General features: G+C 74.2%; 16 protein-coding genes. 9 read left to right on the plus strand and 7 right to left on the minus strand.

Going from position 1 to position 17033, the window contains the following annotated elements:
* The first annotated feature begins 18 nt into the window (after positions 1-18).
* Entirely contained in the window at positions 19-2373 is a 2355-nt protein-coding gene (locus ACWD4U_RS20025; protein WP_363453295.1) for an ArnT family glycosyltransferase, read from the plus strand.
* A gap of 96 nt (positions 2374-2469) precedes the next feature.
* Here the strand turns inward: ACWD4U_RS20025 and ACWD4U_RS20030 are convergent, their stop codons facing one another.
* Together ACWD4U_RS20030 and moaA are read right to left on the minus strand one after the other, a co-directional pair.
* Entirely contained in the window at positions 2470-3216 is a 747-nt protein-coding gene (locus tag ACWD4U_RS20030; RefSeq protein WP_363453297.1) for an HNH endonuclease family protein, read from the minus strand.
* A 257-nt stretch (positions 3217-3473) separates the two neighbouring features.
* Complete coding sequence (gene moaA / locus ACWD4U_RS20035; protein ID WP_363453299.1) at positions 3474-4493, minus strand: GTP 3',8-cyclase MoaA; 1020 nt, start codon at positions 4491-4493, stop codon at positions 3474-3476.
* Positions 4494-4622: 129 nt separating this feature from the next.
* Here moaA and ACWD4U_RS20040 point away from each other — a divergent pair, with 129 nt between their 5' ends.
* The 5 genes from ACWD4U_RS20040 to ACWD4U_RS20060 all read left to right on the plus strand — a co-directional run bounded on the left by ACWD4U_RS20040 (position 4623) and on the right by ACWD4U_RS20060 (position 9228).
* Entirely contained in the window at positions 4623-5213 is a 591-nt protein-coding gene (locus tag ACWD4U_RS20040; RefSeq protein WP_363453301.1) for a nucleotidyltransferase family protein, read from the plus strand.
* 188 nt (positions 5214-5401) lie between these two features.
* Positions 5402-6229: a hypothetical protein gene (locus ACWD4U_RS20045; protein ID WP_363453303.1), complete on the plus strand. Its 828-nt coding sequence runs from the start codon at positions 5402-5404 to the stop codon at positions 6227-6229.
* Positions 6230-6416: 187 nt separating this feature from the next.
* Positions 6417-7196, plus strand: coding sequence for a hypothetical protein (locus ACWD4U_RS20050; protein WP_363453353.1), 780 nt, complete (start codon positions 6417-6419; stop codon positions 7194-7196).
* A 98-nt stretch (positions 7197-7294) separates the two neighbouring features.
* Positions 7295-8098, plus strand: a complete 804-nt coding sequence (locus tag ACWD4U_RS20055) for a (2Fe-2S)-binding protein (protein ID WP_363453305.1) — start codon at positions 7295-7297, stop codon at positions 8096-8098.
* Between the two features lie 137 nt (positions 8099-8235).
* On the plus strand, positions 8236-9228 hold the full coding sequence (locus tag ACWD4U_RS20060; RefSeq protein WP_363453307.1) for a DUF2637 domain-containing protein: 993 nt from the start codon (positions 8236-8238) through the stop codon (positions 9226-9228).
* A 15-nt stretch (positions 9229-9243) separates the two neighbouring features.
* Here the strand turns inward: ACWD4U_RS20060 and ACWD4U_RS20065 are convergent, their stop codons facing one another.
* Positions 9244-11439, minus strand: a complete 2196-nt coding sequence (locus ACWD4U_RS20065; RefSeq protein WP_363453309.1) for a SpoIIE family protein phosphatase — start codon at positions 11437-11439, stop codon at positions 9244-9246.
* A 248-nt stretch (positions 11440-11687) separates the two neighbouring features.
* Entirely contained in the window at positions 11688-12179 is a 492-nt protein-coding gene (locus tag ACWD4U_RS20070; protein ID WP_363453311.1) for an ATP-binding protein, read from the minus strand.
* A 422-nt stretch (positions 12180-12601) separates the two neighbouring features.
* On the opposite strand from ACWD4U_RS20070, the gene ACWD4U_RS20075 reads away from it, so the two are divergent.
* The 3 genes from ACWD4U_RS20075 to ACWD4U_RS20085 are packed head-to-tail and all read left to right on the plus strand — an operon-like array spanning position 12602 to position 16153.
* The gene (locus ACWD4U_RS20075) at positions 12602-13312 is read left to right on the plus strand and encodes an urease subunit gamma (RefSeq protein ID WP_363453313.1); all 711 of its coding nucleotides are present in this window, start codon (positions 12602-12604) and stop codon (positions 13310-13312) included.
* 40 nt (positions 13313-13352) lie between these two features.
* Complete coding sequence (locus ACWD4U_RS20080) at positions 13353-15074, plus strand: urease subunit alpha (protein ID WP_363453315.1); 1722 nt, start codon at positions 13353-13355, stop codon at positions 15072-15074.
* A gap of 35 nt (positions 15075-15109) precedes the next feature.
* A complete protein-coding gene (locus tag ACWD4U_RS20085; RefSeq protein WP_363453317.1) occupies positions 15110-16153 on the plus strand; it encodes an agmatine deiminase family protein in 1044 nt (347 codons plus the stop codon).
* Positions 16154-16160: 7 nt separating this feature from the next.
* Here ACWD4U_RS20085 and ACWD4U_RS20090 read toward each other — a convergent pair whose 3' ends face one another.
* From ACWD4U_RS20090 to ACWD4U_RS20100, 3 genes are all read right to left on the minus strand, one after another.
* Positions 16161-16469 (minus strand): NUDIX hydrolase, encoded by a 309-nt coding sequence (locus tag ACWD4U_RS20090; RefSeq protein WP_363453319.1) that lies wholly within the window; start codon positions 16467-16469, stop codon positions 16161-16163.
* 69 nt (positions 16470-16538) lie between these two features.
* On the minus strand, positions 16539-16739 hold the full coding sequence (locus tag ACWD4U_RS20095; protein WP_363453321.1) for a hypothetical protein: 201 nt from the start codon (positions 16737-16739) through the stop codon (positions 16539-16541).
* On the minus strand, positions 16736-17020 hold the full coding sequence (locus ACWD4U_RS20100) for a hypothetical protein (RefSeq protein ID WP_363453323.1): 285 nt from the start codon (positions 17018-17020) through the stop codon (positions 16736-16738). Before ACWD4U_RS20100 ends, ACWD4U_RS20095 begins: the two co-directional genes overlap by 4 nt.
* Positions 17021-17033 lie beyond the last annotated feature (13 nt).

The raw sequence follows: 17033 nt of genomic DNA on the forward strand, positions 1-17033 counted from the left end.
CCACCGAGCGTAGCTCCCATGACCACGTCCAGTTCCGTTCCTCCGACCAGCGAGCCGTGGCCCGAGGCCGCGAACTACCCGCCGCCCGCGCCTCCCGCGGCCCCCGGCGGGGCGACCGCCTGGCCCGCCTCCCCGCCCGCCGAGGCGGAGCGCGAGCGGCCCGTCGAGACGCTGTTCCCGCCCGTCGCGCTGCCGCCCACCGGCCCGAAGGGACCGTCGTCCTGGGCCGACCGGCTGCGCACGCTGCCCGCCCGCGCCCTGCGCGGACGCCCTGACGACCCGCACTGGGTGCGCCCGGCCTTCCTCGGCCTGCTGCTGGCCACCGCCGTCCTCTACTTCTGGAACCTGACCGCCTCCGGCTGGGCCAACTCCTTCTACTCGGCCGCGGTGCAGGCCGGCAGCGTCAGCTGGAAGGCGATGTTCTTCGGCTCCTCCGACTCGGCGAACTTCATCACCGTCGACAAGCCGCCGCTCTCGCTGTGGCCGATGGCGCTCTCCGTCCGGATCTTCGGCCTCAGCTCGGCCGGCCTGCTCGCCCCGCAGGTGCTGATGGGCGTGGCGACGGTGGCCACCGTGTACGCCACCGTCCGGCGGCGCTTCTCCGCGCTCGGCGGCCTGGTGGCCGGCGCCGCGCTGGCGCTCACCCCGGTCGCGGCGCTGATGTTCCGCTTCAACAACCCGGACGCGCTCCTGGTGCTGCTGCTCACGCTGGCCGCGTACGGCACCGTCCGGGCCACCGAGACCGCCTCCACCCGCTGGCTGGTCTTCACCGGCGTGATGTTCGGCCTCGGCTTCCTCACCAAGACCCTGCAGGCCTTCCTGGTGCTGCCCGCCTTCGCGCTCGTCTACCTGGTCACCGCGCCGACCGGCCTCGGCCGGCGCTTCCGCCAGGTGCTGCTCGGCGGACTGGCGATGGTGCTCTCGGCCGGCTGGTGGGTCGCGATCGTCGAGCTGATGCCGGCCTCCGCCCGCCCGTACATCGGCGGCTCGCAGGACAACTCCTTCCTCTCCGTCACCTTCGGCTACAACGGCTTCGGCCGGATCACCGGCGACGAGACCGGCAGCGTCGGCGGCGGTGGTGGCGGCCGCGGCGGCAACGGCGGCGGGATGTGGGGCAGCACCGGCATCACCCGGCTCTTCGACGGCGACATCGGCGGCCAGATCGCCTGGCTGATGCCCGCCGCGCTGATCCTGCTGGTCCTCGGCCTCTGGGCGACCCGCCGCTACGCCCGCACCGACACCGCCCGGGCCGCGTTCCTGGTCTGGGGCGGCTGGCTGGTCTGCACCGCGCTGACCTTCAGCTTCATGTCCGGCATCTTCCACCAGTACTACACGGTCGCCCTCGCCCCGGCGGTCGCCGCGGTGGTCGGCATGGGCGTCGACGGCCTCTGGAAGGTCCGCCACCGCCTGCCCTACGCCGCCGTGCTGGCCGCCGTCACCGCGGTCACCGGCTGGTGGGCGTACGTGCTGCTCGGCCGCAGCGCCGCGTTCGTGCCCTGGCTGCGCTGGGCGGTCCTGATCGGCGGGCTGCTGGCCGCGGCGGCGCTGCTCGCGGCCGGTCGGATCAGCGGCACCCTCGGCGGCCGGATCGCCGCCGTGGCGGGCCTCACCGCCCTCGCCGCCGGCCTGGCAGGTCCGGCCGCCTACGCGGTCGACACCGTCTCCACCGGCCACAGCGGCTCCATCGTCACCGCCGGCCCGCGGGTGCAGAGCGCCGACGGCTTCGGCGGGATGCGCGGCGGAGGCGGCCGGATGTTCGGCGGCGGCCAGGGCCGCACCGGCAACCTCCCGGCCTTCCCCGGCGGCCAGAACGGCGGCGGTCAGGGCGGCATGGGCCAAGGCGGCACCGGCAACCTCCCGGCGTTCCCCGGCGGCCAGAACGGCACGGGGCAGAACGGCACCGGCACCGGCCAGAACGGCTTCCCCGGCGGCACCGGACGGTTCGGCGGCGACGGCCGTGGCGGCATGGGCGGCATGGGCGGGATGGGCGGTGGCATGGGGGGCCTGCTCGGCGGCACCCAGGTCTCCGACGAGGTCGCCGCGCTGCTCAAGCAGGACGCCGGCAAGTACACCTGGGCCGCCGCCGCGGTCGGCTCGCAGAACCAGGCCAGCTACCAACTCGCCAGCGGCGAACCGGTGATGGCGCTCGGCGGCTTCAACGGCAGCGACCCCTCGCTCTCCCTGGACGGCTTCAAGCAGCTGGTCCAGGACGGCAAGGTGCACTGGTTCATCGGCGGTGGCGGCATGGGCGGCGGTATGGGCGGCAGCAACTACTCCTCGGAGATCGCTTCCTGGGTGCAGTCCACCTTCACGGCCAAGACCGTCGGCAACACCACCCTGTACGACCTGACCTCGGCGAAGGCCACCGGCTGACCCCGCCCCCCCTCAGGACCCCCGAGGCCGCCCGGCTCCTCTCCCCCCTTTGGGAGCCGGGCGGCCTCGGGCCGTTTCGTTTCTCCTGACGATTCGTCAGCCGCCGCAGAGCGAGAGCATGGTCTTCTTGTCGGCGGGCGTCACGGGCAGCTGGTACTTCAGCGAGACCTGCGCCCAGCGGATCGCGTAGGCGCAGTGCACCTGGGTGTTGGCGGGCAGCCAGCTCGCCGGTCCGGAGTCGCCCTTGGACGCGTTCTGCGAGCCGTCCGCCGGGATCAGGTTGAGCGGGTCGTTGGCGATCTGCACCCGCTTGGCCTTGTCCCACTGCGCGGCGCCCTGCTGCCAGTCGTAGGACAGCGGCATCACGTGGTCGATCTGGATCTTCGACGCCTGCTGCTTGGTGAACGCCACGGTCTTGCCGGTGTACGGGTCCCAGATCGTCATCCCGGTGACCACGCACGCCGAGCCGTCCTTGTGCTCGACCTTCTGCCCGTCCCGCGCCAGCACGTCGTCCCGGGTCCCGCAGTCGTTGTGGCCGTACGGGATGCCGTCGACGTTGTCCGTCCAGGCCGGCCCGAACTGGTCCCGGTCGTAGCCGGTCTTCGGCCCCGGGTCGGCGGTCTTCACCTTGCCGATCAGGTCCCGCCCCGCCTTCCGGTCCTGGTCCGAACTCACCGGCAGCAGACCGGGCTTGGTCCCGTCCGGGTTCTGCAGCGGATTCGTGCCCCGGGCCGCGCCGGGCTTCGCCGAATCCCCTGACGACTTACCACCCCCGGTACACCCGCTCAGCGCGAGCGATCCGAGCAACACGACGGCAACGAGAGCACTACGGCGGGGGCGCACGGCATTCCTCTACGGCTGAGGGACTCTGACGGCCCACCACCCCACCAGTCCCCCCGATCCCCGGTCAAGCCGACCACACAGACACGCCCCCGGCATGACCCACCTCACACCCCGCCCACCCGCCACCCCGCCGTCTCCCCCGTCCGCCCTGCTCAGCCCCCGGTCCCGCTCCGCTCAGCCGCCGATCCCCGACATCGGCCCGGCCTCGCCCCCCTCACCCTCCCCCTCCTCCCTCGCCTCCTTCTGCTCGCCTCCGCTCAGCCCCCGATCGCCGACATCGGCCGGTCCGGCCGGACGAATTCCGCCGAGGAGATCTGGTGCCCCGGCCCCTTGCGGGCGATCGTCGCGCGCCAGGCCTCCTCGATCCGGCGGTCGTCGGCGTCGCCGCGCAGCAGCGCTCGCAGGTCGGACTCCTCGGTCGCGAAGAGGCAGTTGCGGAGTTGGCCGTCCGCGGTGAGGCGGACCCGGTCGCAGCCGCCGCAGAAGGGGCGGGTGACGGAGGCGATGACGCCGATCACGGTGTCGGTGCCGGCGATCCGCCACTCCTCGGCGGGGGCGTTGCCGTGCCGGCCGACCGGAACGAGCTGCCAGCGTTCGCCGAGGACGGCGAGGATCTCGTCGGCGGTGACCATGGTGTCGCGCTGCCAGGCGCCCTGCGCGTCCAGCGGCATCGACTCGATGAACCGCATCCGGTAGCCGTGCTCGGCGGCGAACTCGACCAGCTCGACCAGTTCGTCGTCGTTGACGCCGCGCACCGGCACCGCGTTGATCTTCACCGGCGCCAGCCCGGCGTCCCGGGCCGCGGCCATCCCGGCGAACACGTCGGCGATCCGGTCGCGGCGGGTGAGCGCGGCGTACCGCTCGGGGCGCAGGGTGTCCAGGCTGACGTTCACCCGGTGCAGTCCGGCGTCCTTCAACTCCCCTGCCATCCGGGCGAGTCCGATGCCGTTGGTGGTGAGGGAGAGTTCCACGCCGAGCTCGGCGAAGCCGCGGACCAAGCCGGGCAGGCCGCGCCGGAGCAGGGGTTCGCCGCCGGTCAGGCGCAGGGTGCGGATACCGAGGCGGTGGACGGCGATCCGGGCGAGGCGGAGCAGCTCGTGGTCGGTGAGCACCTCGGCCTTGGGCAGCCAGTCGAGTCCTTCGGCGGGCATGCAGTAGGTGCAGCGCAGGTTGCACCGGTCGGTGAGGGAGATCCGCAGGTCGGTGTGGATCCGGCCGTACCGGTCGGTCAGCGGTGCGGGGGCGTCGCCGGGGGCGTCTGTGGTGCGCGGTGCCATCCGCCCAGTGAAGGCGATGGCTGCTGCGGGGTCCAGCGGCGGAACGGCCGGGAGCGGCGGGGCGGCGGCGGGCGGCCGCTGTTCGATCGTCCAAGGACCGCGGCCCGGCCGTGGGGGCAGACTGGCCGCATGACCGAGTTGCGGGTGCCGGCCCTGGTGCTGGCGGCGGGCGGCGGATCCCGACTGGGCGGCCGGCCCAAGGCGCTGCTGCGCCTGCGCGGCCGTCCGCTGCTGGAGCACGCGCTGGCGGTGGCCCGGGACGGCGGGTGCGCCGGGACGGCGGCAGTGCTGGGGGCGTCGGCGGCGGAGGTCCGGGAGCGGGTGGAGACCGGCGACTGTCGACTCATCGACAATCCTGACTGGGCGAGCGGCATGGCCTCCTCGCTGCGGGCGGGCCTGGCGGCGCTGCCGCCGGAGGCGAGCGCCGTGCTGGTGCTGCTGGTCGACACCCCGGGCGTGACCGCCGAGGCGGTCCGGCGGCTGCTGGCCGCCCACAACGACCGTACCGACCTGCTGTCCTGCGCGTACGGCGGCCGCCGGGCGCATCCGGTGCTGATCGGCGCCGCGCACTTCCCCGAGCTGCTGGCCACCGCCACCGGCGACGCGGGCGCCCGCACGCTGCTGGCCACCCGCCCGGTGACCCTGGTCGACTGCACCGGCATCGCCGTCCCGGACGACCTGGACACGCCGGCCGACCTGGCCCGCTGGGGCGTCGAGTGAGCCGAGCCGGCTCGCCCGGGACTGACGGGCCGTCAGCCGAGTGCGCCCCCGGCGCGCGCCGGGCCGCGCACCTTTCGGATCTCTCAACTCCGATGGAGGATTCCCTCATTCCGCACCGGGCAGGCCCGCCGATCAGCGAGGATGGAGGCCGCTCCTGCTCATCGCGACCGGAACGGAGGGTGACCGCCATGCCGCTGCCCGAGGACGCCGGGGAGCCGGCCCGGTTCGCGGCCGGTTCGCCGTCGGGGGCCAGTGAGATCCGCTGCCCGGCCTGCCGCCGGGAGCACCGGTACGAGCCGCCGAGCCTGCCGTGCCCGTGCGGGGCGCAGCTGCGGGTGCCGCTGCTGCGCGGCGGGGTGCCGGTCCAGGTGCGGTTCCGGTCCTGGGAGGACTCCTGGCTGAGCATGCGCTGTCCGCACTGCGGGCACAGCGACCAGTGGCCGCAGCCGGAGTTCACCTGCAACTGCGGCGCGACGGTGCGGCTGCCGGTGGACCGCTCGCCGCGGCTGCAGAGCGCCGGCCCGCGCACCACCCGGCCCGCCGCGGCGCGGCCGTACACCACGGCGGTGCCGCCGACCGGGCAGCCGGATCCGCTGGCGGCGGGTTCGGGTTCGGCGCGGCTGCTGCGTCCGCCGTTCCGTCCGCAGCCGGTGCGCACCCCACAGGACGCGGTGCTGACGGCGGCGCGGTATCTGCAGTGGCTGGGATTCGACGACCTGGAGCTGACGCCGGGTCAGGAACGGGACTCCACGGCACTGTTGGGATCGCGCCTGGTGGCCTGGGTGGACACCTGGACCGAGGCGGCGGACGTCCGCTCGGTGGAGTGCCTGTGGCTGGAGACCCTGCACAGCGAGCAGGTCGCGGCGGCGATGTTCACCGTGGCCGGGTACTCCCGCCAGGCCCTGGTCCGCGGCGAGCAGCTGCTGGTGGCGCTGTTCACGCTGGACGCCGCCGGCATCCCGCAGCCGGCGAACGGCGCGGCCGAGGCGTTGATGGAAACCGGCTGGACGTCCTGAGGCGTACGCCGGCGCCCGCCGTTCGGATCACGCCGTTCCGGATTTCCTGACGCTCGTGATCTGGTGCACAAGCGCGACCGCGTGTTGAATTGCCGCCACGGCGCGGGCCCTTGGGGAGGGTGCGCGGTCACGGCATGGCGCGCACAAGGAGGTGGCGTTGTCGGTGCACGGGACGGCTCCGGGGGGCATGGCCGACGTCGTCTGGCGGCTGCGCTCGCGCGGCTGCTGGCAGGAGGCCGCGGATCTGCTCCGCCCGCAGGCCGGACGGGATCCGGCGACAGCCCTGCTACGGGCCGAACTCCTCATCGAGCAGTGCCTGTTCACCGCCGACCACTGGGAACGCGCGGAGGACGCGCTGCGCCAGGCCGAGGCCGGCGTGGCGGGCACCGAGCACCGGGCGGCGGCGTCCTGCGCCCGCGGGTTCCTGGCGTACGTGGCGAGCGTCCTGGGGCGCCGCGACCGGGTGGACGAGGCGCAGGCGGCACTCGGCCGGACCTCCGCGCTGCTGCCGCCGAAGGCGCCGGGCCGCCCGCTGCTGGACTTCCGGCGCGGCCTGGTCGCGGAGAACCTGATGCACGACCCGGTCGCCGCGCACAGCGCGTACGCGCGGGCGCACGAGGGGGCCCGGGAGCGCGGCGACGACCTGCTGCGCTCCTCGACGTGGCGTCACCTCGCCGGTCTGGCCCAGTCCGCGGGCGACCTGGAGCGGGCCCGCGAGGGCTTCGGCGCCTCGCTGCGCCTGCGCGAGCAGCTCGGCTTCACGGTCGGCGTGGCCCCGGCCCTGGCCTCCCTGGCCGAGGTGTCCGAACCGGTCGAGGCGGAACGCCTGCGCGCGGAGGCGGCCCGCCTGGTCCAGGCGCTGGGCGGGGTGCCGGTGTGGCTGGCGCGACGGCTGGGCCAGATCCCGGCGCAGGCGGCTCCTCCGGACGGGCGTACCGGGAGCGACCTGCCGCGCGGCATCAGCTAAGGTGAGCCTTACCTTTCCGGGTGGCGTGCCGTCCCGGACGGGTTCACCGCGCCGTGCCCGGGTTCCGCCAGCCCGGGGTACCCCCAGGGAGCCTCCGCGTGACCGTGCGCCAGGTCGAGCAGTGCCCCCCTCCGTCCGTCGACCCGCCACCCTGCCGGGGCAGTTACACCCGGCTCGGCGCCGTCTTCCCGGACCTGCGGATCCGGCGCGCCGCCCCGCGCACCGGCCCCGGCTGGACCACCGCCGCCGCCCTCGCCGCCGACCCGGCCGCGCTCGACGCGATGATCGCCCACGACGAGCGCCTCGGCGTCGACCTGTACGGCGCGGCCCCCCGCCCGGACGTCACCGCCGGCTTCAGCCTGCACCGCTACGTCTGGCCGGTCGCGCTCGCCTTCACCCTCCCGTGGTTCCTGGAGCGCCGGGTCCCCCGGCTCCCCGCCGACCGGGTCGCCATCAACCGCACCACCGGCGAACTCACCGTCCGCCCCGCCGCGTTCTCCTGCCTCCCGGACGACCCCGCGGCCGGCCGCCCCGACGCGCGGCCGGTCCCCGACCGGGCCGCGCTGGACGACGCGCTGCGCACCGCGCTCGCCGAGCACCTCACGCCGGTGCTGGACGCCTTCCGCCCCCGGATGCGGCGCGGCCCGCGCACGCTGTGGGCGATGGCCACCGACGACGTGGTGGACGGCCTCTGGTACCTCTCCACCCTGCTCGGCGAGGAGCCCCGCGCGGTCGCCGCACTCGACGCCCTGCTGCCCGGCACCGGCGCCGCGGCCCCGTTCGTCGGCACCCCCGGCTTCCGCGAGGAGGACGGCGCGCGCACCCGGACCCGGGTCAGCTGCTGCCTGTTCTACACGGTCCGCCCGGCCGAAGCCTGTTTCAGCTGCCCGCGCAGTAAATAGATCTGACGATATTTCGATTTCCCGTTCGGAATTCCCCCCTAACGGTGGATCACCCCCGGATCCGGTCATCGCCTCCGCATTTCTCCGCCATGATGGTCCCCGCCGTCACGACGCGGAAAGCGAGGCTTGATCAGGTCATGAGACTGTCGGACATACCGCTGGGCTGGGCCGTCACCGGAGTGGCCGCCCTGGTCGTCGCCGCCGTACTGCTGGCATTCGCCCGCAGCCGCGCCGGAGCCGTCGCCGCCCACGGATCGGATTCCTGGGAACGCGCGGAAGAACGCCGCCGCCGCACCGAATCCCTCTACGGCGGTGCCTCCTACCTCCTGCTGTTCTGCTGCGCCGGGGTCGCCGCCGCCCTCTCCTTCCACGGGCTGGTCGGCTTCGGCGAGCAGAACCTCGGCCTCTCCGGCGGCTGGGAGTACCTCGTGCCGTTCGGCCTGGACGGCGCCGCGATGTTCTGCTCCGTCCTCGCCGTCCGGGAGGCCAGCCACGGCGACGCCGCGCTCGGCTCGCGGATGCTGGTGTGGCTCTTCGCCGCGGCCTCGGCCTGGTTCAACTGGGTGCACGCCCCGCGCGGCGGTACCCACGACGGCGCCCCGCAGTTCTTCGCCGGCATGTCGCTCTCGGCCGCGGTGCTCTTCGACCGCGCCCTCAAGCAGACCCGCCGCGCGGCGCTGCGCGAGCAGGGGCTCGTCCCCCGGCCGCTCCCGCAGATCCGCGTGGTCCGCTGGCTGCGGGCCCCGCGGGAGACCTACGCCGCGTGGTCGCTGATGCTCCTGGAGGGCGTCCGCACGCTCGACGAGGCCGTGGAGGAGGTCCGCGACGACAAGCGGACCGCCGCCGAGAACCGCGAGCGCCGCCGGTTGGCCTCCCGCCGGGAGCGCGCCGAGATCCGGGCCATCGGCCGCCAGCCCGGCGGCTGGCGCCACCGCAGCGCGCGGCAGCTGGAAGCCGCGTCCGCGTCCGCTCCCGCACCCCCGACGGAGCCCGCCATAGCCCCGGCCGGACTCCCCGCCACCCCGCCCCGCCGCAGCATCGACCTCACCCCGGACGAGGACACCGTGACCCTGCCGCGGCTGGACTCCCTGGAGCAGAAGCTCAAGGACCTGGAGCAGCAGTTCGGGTGAGGTGCTTTCAGGTGCCTAGCCGGTGAGCTCGAACCACATCCGTTTGCCGGTGCCGCGGGGCTCGACGCCCCAGGTGTCGGCGAGGGCTTCGACGAGCATCAGGCCGCGGCCGGACGAGGCCTGCTCGCCGGGGGTGCGGCGGGTGGGCCAGAGGTCGGACTCGTCCTCGACCTCGACGCGCAGGCGGGTGCGGCCGCCGTCCTGGTAGAGCCGGGCGGTGAACATGGCGTCGCGGTCGGTGTGCCGGATCGCGTTGGTGACCAGCTCGGAGGACAACAGCTCGGCGGTGTCGATCAGTTCGGGCACGCCCCAGCGGCGGAGCGCGTCGCGCAGTTCGCCGCGCAGTTCGGAGATCCGGGCCAGGTCGGCCTGGCCGATCCGGCGGCGCAGCTGCTGCGCGGCGCGGCCGCCGGCGGGCCCGTCCCAGCGGAGCAGCAGCAGGGCGATGTCGTCCTCGCGTTCGCTGCTGTCGGCGGCCTGTGAGGCGATCCGGTCGGCGAGTTCCTCCAGCGGCTCGCGGGGGGACTCGCCGATCGCGGGGAGGTGCCCGGAGACGGTGCGGCAGAGGCGTTCGAAGCCGGTGTCGAGGTCCATGTCGCGGGCTTCGACCAGGCCGTCGGTGCAGAGCACGACGGTCTCGCCGGGGTCGAGGCTGAACCGGGTGACCCGGTACTCCTCGTCGGGGGAGACGCCGAGCGGGAGGCCGCCGGCCACCGGGACGGTGTGCGCGGCGCCGTCGGCGCGGCGCACGACGGGGTCGAGGTGGCCGGCCCGGACGGCGTAGACCACGCCGTAGTCGACGTTCACCTCGGCGTAGGTGCAGGTCGCGAAGTGGTCGGTGTCGAGGTCGGCGAGGAAGCGGGAGGCGCGGGCCATCACGGCCGCCGGCGGGTGGCCTTCGGCTGCGTAGGCGCGCAGCGCGATGCGGAGCTGGCCCATGATGCCGGCGGCGTGCACGTCGTGGCCCTGCACGTCGCCGATGACCAGGCCGACGTGGCCGCCGGGCAGCGGGACGACGTCGTACCAGTCGCCGCCGATCTGCAGGCCGGAGCCGGCGGCGAGGTAGCGGACGGCGGTGGTGACGCCGGGGACGGCGGGGACGGTGCGCGGGAGCATGACGCGCTGCAGGCCGGCCGCGAGTTCGTGTTCGGCGTCGTGCAGGCGGGCCCGGGCGAGGGACTGGGCGACCAGGCCGCCGAGGGTGGAGAGCAGGGTGCGCTCGTCGGCGTCGAGTTCGCGGTCGCCGTCGAAGGAGACCACGCACACGCCGATCGGACGTCCGCTGGCGATCAGCGGGAGGAAGGCCCAGGAGGAGCGGCCGCTGTCGGCGGCCCAGTCCCAGGCCTCGGGGTAGCGGGCGCGGTACTCCTCGCGGGAGGAGATGAAGATCGGGGCGCGTGAGCGGATCGCCTCGGCGGCGGGGTGGGTCGCGGCCAGCGGGCTGCGGTCGAACTGGTCGCTGAGCGGGCTGCCGTAGCCGGTGGAGCCGAGCAGGGAGATCCGGCCGGCCTCCAGCGAGGCGAGGGCCAGGCCGTCGGGGCCGAGGCCGGGCAGCGGGAGCTCGGTGAAGACCCGGGCCACGTCGCGGACGGTCACGGCTTCGGAGAGGGCGCGGGCGGCTTCCTTGATGAAGCGGGAGCGCTCCTCGCGCAGCACGGCGAGTTCGTCGGCGCGCTCGCGCTTGTGGAGTTCGACGGTGGCGTCCCAGACGAAGCCGACCATCCGGGAGGGGCGGCCGAAGGCGTCGGCCAGGACCCGGCCGCGGAAGCGCACGGCGTGCAGCTCGCCGTTGGGGAACACGGTGCGGTAGTAGGCGCCGCACTGGCCGAGTTCGGCGACGGCGCGTTCGACCCGGCGGCGGACCACGGGCGCGTCCTCGGGGTGCAGCATGGCGAGGAAGGCGCCGGAGGTGCGGTCGAAGGGCTGGCCGGTCAGGCCGAGGATGGCGCAGGCCCGCTGGTCGCCCTCCAGGAGGTCGCGGCGGATGTCCCAGTCGAAGGAGCCGATGCCGTTGGCGGCCATCGCCGGTTCGAGCCACTCGGGGGTCGAGTCCCCGGACCGGGTGGACAGGCCGCGGCCGGCCGGGGGGATCAGGTGTCCGGCGGCGAGTCCCGGGGCGGTGCGCAGCGGGTTCGCGGCGGCGGTGTTCCTGCTGGCCTGGGCGGGCGGGGTGCGGCGGGCGGGCCCAGGCGCCTCGGGCTCTGTGGCCATGCTTCTCCTGCCGGTGCCTGCCTGGCGGCCCCTGGGTGTCCCGTATCCCTTACTGGGCCGGCCGGACCGCGATGGTTGCGTGTGCCTACTGGCACACATTCTCACTAGCCTCTCGTATGTTCGGCAATGCGGCAATGCCGGTGGGCCGGACGGTGTCGATCGCACACGATCGCACCCGGCACATTCATCCCGCCAGGGGCATATTCACCCGGCCGATGGGTGGCGGTGGGACGACCCTGCGCCCCCGGTCAGGCGATGGACAGCTCGAACCAGGTGACCTTGCCGTCGCCGCGCAGCTGCACGCCCCAGTCGTCGGCGAGCGCCTCGACCAGCAGCAGGCCGCGGCCGGAGGTGGCGGTCTCGCCGGGGTTGCGGCGGCCGGGCAGCCGGGTGGTGTGGTCGTGCACCTCGACCCGCAGGCGCTGCTCGCCGGTGAGCACGGCGTCGAAGACCGCACTGTGGCCGGTGTGCACGAGGGCGTTGGTGACCAGTTCGGAGGTGAGCAGTTCGGCGGTGTCGGCGAGCTCCGGCACGCCCCAGTGGTCGAGTGCGGCGCGCAGGCGGCGCCGGATCGCGCCGACCGCCGGAAGGTCGGCCGGGTCGAGTGCGGCGTGCAGTCTTCGGTGCAGCGTGCAGCCCGGCTCGTGCACCGGCGCGGGGCCGGACGCGACCCCCGGGTGGTCGATCTGCTCCTGGTGCGAGGCCGAGCGTTGCCGCGGGAACCTTGCCTGACCGTCCATCACCCTCGTACGCCCCCGCCCTTGTTCGGACGGCCGTCCCGGTCCCCCACCGGTCCGACGGCCGCTTCTTGTCATCCTCATGCCCATTCCGCGGCGTTTGCAACAGTGCAGTGGTGCGCCGGGTGGGGTGAACGGTGCTCGGGGGCGCGCGATCCCCGCGCTCCGGACCCCCGCGCCCGGGAGTGCGGCGGCCGCACGCCCCCGGCTCGGCGCGCCTCGCCGAACCCGACCGCGCCGGTCTCCGGCGGCCGTCCCGGGCGCCGTTGTGCCCCCGGAGTCCCGGCAGCCCGCCGCGCCGCGGGCGTCCTGGCGGGGGACGCTGGACATGGCGGTCGGGCGCGGGTTGAATGGGGACCACCGAGTTTGAACGCCGTTCTAAACTCTGTACCGACCACCCTCCGCTCCCCCTCAAGCGAGGCACCGTGCGACTGACTCCCACCGAACGGGACCGGCTGCTGATCTTCACCGCGGCCGAACTGGCCCGGGCCCGACGCGCCCGCGGCGTGAAGCTCAACGTCCCCGAGGCGACCGCGCTGATCGCCGACACCGTCTGCGAGGCGGCCCGCGACGGCCGTCGGCTGGCCGAGGCGATCGAGGCCGGCCGCAGCGTGCTCGGCGCCGACGACGTCCTGCCCGGCGTGCCGGACGTGGTGACGGTCGTCCAGGTCGAGGCGGTGTTCGAGGACGGCACCCGGCTCGCCGTGGTCAACGACCCGTTCCGGGGCGCCGGTTCGCTCGGCGACGGGGCGCCCGGGGCGGCGCTGGCCGGCGCCGGCGAGGGCTACGACCCGGTCGAGGAGGCGCTGCTGCTGCCGGTGCACAACACCGCCGCGGTGCCGATCTCGGTGACCTCGCACTTCCACTTCTTCGAGGCCAACCCGCGCCTGGCCTTCGACCGGGCCGCCGCGTACGGCACCCACCTGGCGGTGCCGGCCGGCTCCTCGGTGCGCTTCGACCCGGGGCAGACCGTCGAGGTCGGCCTGGTGCCGATCGGCGGCGCGCGGGTGGCGATCGGCTTCGCGGGGCTGGTGGACGGCCCGCTGGACGCGCCCGGTGCGAAGGAGGCGGCGCTCGCCAAGGCCCGCGCCACGGGCTACCTCACCGAGTTCGACGACGCCGAGGTGGAGTCGTGAACCCCCGGTCCACCCCCACCGAGCGAAGCGAGGACGCCGCATGAGTGCCATCACCCCACACGACTACATCTCCGTCCACGGTCCGCGGGCGGGCGACCGGGTCCGGCTCGGCGACTCCGGGCTGATCGTCCGGGTGGAGTCGGACTCGCAGGCTCCGGGCGACGAGTTCCTGGCCGGCTTCGGCAAGACCGCGCGCGACGGGCTGCACCTGAAGCCCGCGGCGGTCCGCGACACCTGTGACGTGGTGATCTCCAACGTGCTGGTGATCGACGCGGTGCAGGGCATCCGGAAGACCTCGATCGGCCTGATCGCCGGCCGGATCGCCTCGATCGGCCGGGCCGGCAACCCCGACACCCTGGACGGGGTGGAGGTGGTCGTCGGCACCGGCACCACGATCGTCTCCGGCGAGGGCCTGATCGCCACCGCCGGAGCCATCGACACCCACGTCCACCTGCTCTCGCCCCGGATCATGGAGGCTTCGCTGGCCTCCGGCGTGACCACGATCATCGGCCAGGAGTTCGGCCCGGTGTGGGGCGTGGGCGTGAACTCGCCGTGGGCGCTGCGGCACGCGTTCAACGCGTTCGACGCGTGGCCGGTCAACATCGGCTTCCTGGGCCGGGGTTCGTCCTCGGACCCGGCGCCGCTGGTGGAGGCGCTGGCGGAGGGCGGGGCGTCCGGCTTCAAGGTGCACGAGGACATGGGCGCGCACACCCGGGCGCTGGACACCGCGCTGCGGGTCGCCGAGGAGTACGACGTCCAGGTCGCCCTGCACACCGACGGCCTGAACGAGTGCCTGTCGGTCGAGGACACCCTGGCGGTGCTGGAGGGCCGCACCATCCACGCCTTCCACATCGAGGGCTGCGGCGGCGGCCACGTGCCCAACGTCCTCAAGATGGCCGGCGTGGAGAACGTCATCGGCTCCTCCACCAATCCCACCCTGCCCTTCGGCCGGGACGCGCTGGGCGAGCACTTCGGCATGATCGTCTCCGCGCACGACCTCAAGGTCGACCTGCCGGGTGACGCGGCGATGGCCCGTGACCGGATCCGGGCGGGGACGATGGGCGCGGAGGACGTGCTGCACGACCTCGGCGTCATCGGCATCACCTCCTCCGACGCCCAGGGCATGGGCCGGGCCGGCGAGACCGTGCGCCGCACCTTCGCCATGGCCGGCAAGATGAAGGCCGAACTCGGCCCGCTCGACGGCACCGGTTCGTACGGCACCGCGGAGGGCGGCGACGACAACCAGCGGGTGCTGCGCTACATCGCCAAACTGACCATCAACCCGGCCATCGCGCACGGGCTTTCGCACGAGGTCGGCTCGATCGAGATCGGCAAGCTCGCCGACATCGTGCTCTGGCGCCCCGACCACTTCGGCGCCAAGCCGCAGCTGGTGCTGAAGGCCGGCTTCCCCGCGTACGGCGTGGTGGGCGACCCGAACGCCTCCACCGACCGCTGCGAACCGCTGGTGCTGGGGCCGCAGTTCGGCGCGCACGGGGCGACCGCCGCCGACCTGTCGGTGGCCTTCGTCGCCCAGGCCGCCGCCGACTCCGCCTATCTGGACGTGGCAGGCGACCAACTGCCCACCCGCAGGCGGCGGGTGGGGGTGCGCGGGACGCGCGGCATCGGGCCGCGGTCGATGCTGCGCAACGCCCGGATCGGCCACGTCGAGGTCTCCGAGACCGGACTGGTCTCGCTCGACGGGGAGCCGCTGCGCTCCGAGCCCGCCGAGTCGGTCTCGCTCAGCCGCCTCTACTTCCTCTGACCCCTGCTCCCCTCCCCCGCTTAGGACTTGGCCTCATGACCTCCCCCACCCCCGCCGTTCTCGGCTTCCGGATGCCCGCCGAGTGGCACCCGCACGAGCGCACCTGGATGGCCTTCCCCACCGCCAACCCGACCTTCGACAGCGCCGAGCAGCTCGACGCGGCCCGCCGCGCCTGGGCCGAGGTCGCCAACACCATCGTCCGCTACGAGCCGGTCACCCTGGTGGTCAACACCGGCGAGACCGACGCCGCCCGCCCCTACCTCTCCCCCGAGGTGGAGATCGTCGAGCGGCCGCTCGACGACGCCTGGATGCGGGACATCGGCCCGTCCTTCCTGATCGACGGCAAGGGCGAACTCGCGGCCGCCGACTGGGTGTTCAACGGCTGGGGCGCCCAGTCCTGGGCCCGCTGGGAGCACGACCAGCACATCGCCGAGCACATCAGCGAGCTGACCGGTGTGCGCCGCTTCGCCTCCCGGCTGATCAACGAGGGCGGCGGCATCCACGTCGACGGCGAGGGCACCGTCCTGGTCACCGACACCGTGCAGCTCGGCGAGGGCCGCAACGCCGACTGGACCCGCGAGCAGGTCGAGGCCGAGCTGCACGCCCACCTCGGCACCACCAAGGCCGTCTGGCTGCCGCGCGGACTCACCCGTGACTACGACGAGTTCGGCACCCGCGGGCACATCGACATCGTCGCCTCCTTCGTCCGCCCCGGCGTCGTCGTCGCCCACGTCCAGCCCGACCCGTCCCACCCCGACCACGCCGTCTGCCAGGACCTGGTCGCCATCCTCCGCGCCGCCACCGACGCCCAGGGCCGCCCCCTGGAGGTCATCGAACTCCCCGCCCCCACCGTCCTGTTCGACGAGGACGGCGAGCCGGTCGACTACTCCTACATCAACCACTACGTCGCCAACGGCGCCGTCGTCCTCTGCGCCTTCGACGACCCCCGCGACGAAGAGGCCAAGACCATCCTCGAGAAGGCCTACCCCGGCCGCACCGTCGAACTGGTCGACGCCCGCGAGATCTTCGCCAACGGCGGCGGCATCCACTGCATCACCCAGCAGCAGCCCCGGGCCTGACGCTCCGTCACCACCGATGCCACCGGGCCGGGAACCTCGCAGGGGTTCTCGGCCCGCGGTGCGGAGTGCGAGTCAACCGCGCGGTGCGCGGGACGCAGGCGAGCGGCGCCACCGCGGCGACCCGCCAGCCGGTCTCCTCCTCGACCGCGCGGGCGGCAGCGGTCTCCAGGCTCTCGCCGTCTTCGACCATGCCGGACGGGATCTCCCCGTTCCAGGTGTCGGTGGCGAAGCGGTGCCGCCGCACCATCAGCACCTCGTCGCAGTCGTCGAGCACGACGGTGGCGGCGACCGGCGCGAACCTGACCAGGGGATTCACCAGGGGCTGCGGTAGACGGGGCGGCTGCCGTGCACGGTCCACTCGCTCATGTGCGCGATCGTCCCACGCCTACTGACGACGTGTCAGCGAGGGCGTCGCCGGGGCCGCGGCTGCGCGTTCGGCGCGGCGGCGGGCTTCCATGGCGGTGAGGGTGCGGGTCAGGAAGGCGTCCCAGCAGTCGCCGTCCGCCGTGGGGGTGAGGTCGGTGCCGGCCGTGCACCGGCGGCAGGTACTGCAGGGGCGGTAGCGGTACTCGGCTTCGGCGGTCATGGCGGGGTGCCTCTCTTCGCGGGGTGACGGGGGTCCGGCCGGGGGTGTTCCTCGTCGTCCTCGACCTGGGCCCAGACGACGGTCTCGCCGTCGGCGGTGACCGAGCCCCAGCGGTCGGCGGTGCGCAGCGCCCGGAGCAGCTCGCTCCAGAGCGGGTCGTCGACCGGGGGGCTGTGGATGGTGATCCGGGTGGTCCCGATGCCGTGGCGCACCTCGGCCTGCACACCGGACGCCTGCTCGATCGCGGTCCGCAGGTCGGACGCGCGCGTGCTGATCTGCACCAGTCCCCCAGTA

The sequence above is a fragment of the Kitasatospora sp. NPDC002522 genome (assembly GCF_053595195.1).